4 protein-coding genes are annotated in these 2,001 nt (G+C 53.3%); 3 read left to right on the top strand and 1 reads right to left on the bottom strand.

What is annotated here, in order from left to right:
• Positions 1-1,201, top strand: a 1,201-nt coding sequence (locus V6D20_12525) for a phycobilisome rod-core linker polypeptide (protein ID HEY9816605.1), incomplete at its 5' end; no start/stop codon positions are given.
• Positions 1,202-1,208: 7 nt separating this feature from the next.
• Here the strand turns inward: V6D20_12525 and V6D20_12520 are convergent.
• Positions 1,209-1,346, bottom strand: a complete 138-nt coding sequence (locus V6D20_12520; GenBank protein ID HEY9816604.1) for a hypothetical protein — start codon at positions 1,344-1,346, stop codon at positions 1,209-1,211.
• Positions 1,347-1,351: 5 nt separating this feature from the next.
• On the opposite strand from V6D20_12520, the gene V6D20_12515 reads away from it, so the two are divergent.
• On the top strand, positions 1,352-1,639 hold the full coding sequence (locus V6D20_12515; protein ID HEY9816603.1) for a hypothetical protein: 288 nt from the start codon (positions 1,352-1,354) through the stop codon (positions 1,637-1,639).
• 196 nt (positions 1,640-1,835) lie between these two features.
• The coding region (locus tag V6D20_12510) for an allophycocyanin (protein ID HEY9816602.1) at positions 1,836-2,001 on the top strand (166 nt) is incomplete at its 3' end.

Below are 2,001 nucleotides of genomic sequence, written 5' to 3'. Positions count from 1 at the left end.
AGCAAGGGGCGCTGCGCCGGGAACCCTTGGACCTAAGGTCTTCAAGCTCAACCAAATTCCTACCACCGCCAACGCCAGCATCAAGTATACGGAAAGCTCCACCCAAGCGGTGATTCGGGCTGCCTACCTACAGGTGTTTGGTCGCGATGTCTATGAAGGACAGCGCCTAAAGGTGGCAGAAATTAAGCTAGAGAACGGGGATATTACCCTGCGGGAATTCATCCGCATGATTGCCAAGTCAGAGCCCTTCCGTAAGCTCTACTGGACGTCGCTCTATGTGATGAAGGCGGTTGAATATATCCACCGTCGTCTCTTAGGTCGTCCTACCTACGGTCGCCAAGAAACCAACAAGTATTTCGATATTTGTGCCAAGCAAGGTTTCTATGCGCTGGTGGATACCATCATCGACAGCCCAGAATATGCAGAAGCCTTTGGGGAAGACACGATTCCCTACGAGCGCTATGTGACGCCGAAGGGGCTGGCTCTGCGTACATCCCGTGTGGGCAGCATTGGCGACAAGAACGCCAAGATCATCAAGGAAGAAACCCCACGCTTTGTGGAATTGGGTGGTGTTTCGAACCTGCGGACGGAGCCGGACGTGACCTTCCGGGTGGCTCAAGGGGTGAGCAAGCGCCGCGAGCAAACCAAGATCTTCAAGCTGACTCGGGCTCAAGATGCGGTGCAGGTGCAGACGGTGATTGCCGCTGCCTATCGTCAGATCTTCGAGCGGGACATTGCACCATACATTGTTGAGAATGAATTCACGGTGCTTGAAAGTAAGCTAGCCAATCTTGAGATCAACCTCAAGGAATTCATTGAAGCCCTAGGATGCTCGAAGCTCTACATCAAAGAGTTCTACGCGCCCTACCCCAACACCAAGGTGATTGAGCTGGGTACCAAGCACTTCTTGGGCCGGGCTCCCCTTGACCAAGCTGAAATCCGTAAGTACAACCAGATTTTGGCAACGGAAGGGATTCGTAGCTTCATTGGTGCCATGGTGAACAGCATGGAGTATGTGCAAACCTTTGGTGAAGATGTGGTGCCCTATAACCGCTTCCCCACCCTGCCTGCAGCCAACTTCCCCAACACCGAGCGGCTCTATACCCAGCTCACGAAGCAAAATCGGGATCTAGTCGTGCCTAGCTTTACCCCGGTGGTGCCTCGCATGGGTGTGCCAGCCGAGGATTCTCTGAAGGGCTAACCTGCTCTTAGAACAACCGCGATCGCACCCAGATGATCTCTAGGGCGCGATCGCGGCTTCTACCTGTGCCTTCTGCGGCGTGAGATAGCCCTAGGGGGGCATCCTTGCCTGTTGAACAATCGTGAACGTAGTTGTTGCCATCCACCCAAGTTGTCCATCCCTAGAGGGCAACAGGTGGCGATCGCTACCGTCACCGTGATGTTACTCAAGCTCCATGGGATCGCTGCCAAGGTGGCGATAAGCAGAGAGCCGTTCTCAGAATTTTGCGATCGCTGGCCAGAGCGTCCTTCGGCGATTTGTCCAAGAGAGGTTCGCGCCAGTGACTGGAAACAGTTGCGGGTGCTGGGGTTGAGGTGGTTTTGCACCCCCATGATCCCCCGGTTGCAAAATGAGGGTGATATTACGAAATATTGCAAACAGGCGAAGTATGTGAACTAAATGCCGGAAAATATTTCCCGAAGGTAGCTAAGCTTAACCGCTTGTATCGTTCCGAATAACGCTGATGAATCCAGAGGCGTCTCAGTAATCGTTCATACCCCAATGTCGATTGCGCGGATCATCCCATAAGCGCTCGAAGCGATCGCAAGTTTGGACATACCCACGATATCTTTCTTTTTTTTGGAGGAATCCATCCATGAGTATTGTCACGAAATCAATCGTGAATGCCGACGCTGAGGCTCGTTACCTCAGCCCTGGCGAGCTAGATCGGATCAAAGCGTTCGTAACCTCCGGTGAAAGCCGTCTGCGGATTGCTCAAGTGCTAACGGAATCCCGTGAGCGCATCATCAAGCAAGCTGGCG

The sequence above is a fragment of the Candidatus Obscuribacterales bacterium genome (genome assembly GCA_036703605.1).
GTDB lineage: Bacteria > Cyanobacteriota > Cyanobacteriia > RECH01 > RECH01 > RECH01.
Note: the sequence above shows the minus strand (reverse complement) of the source record. Positions and strands in the feature narration are given on the sequence as shown.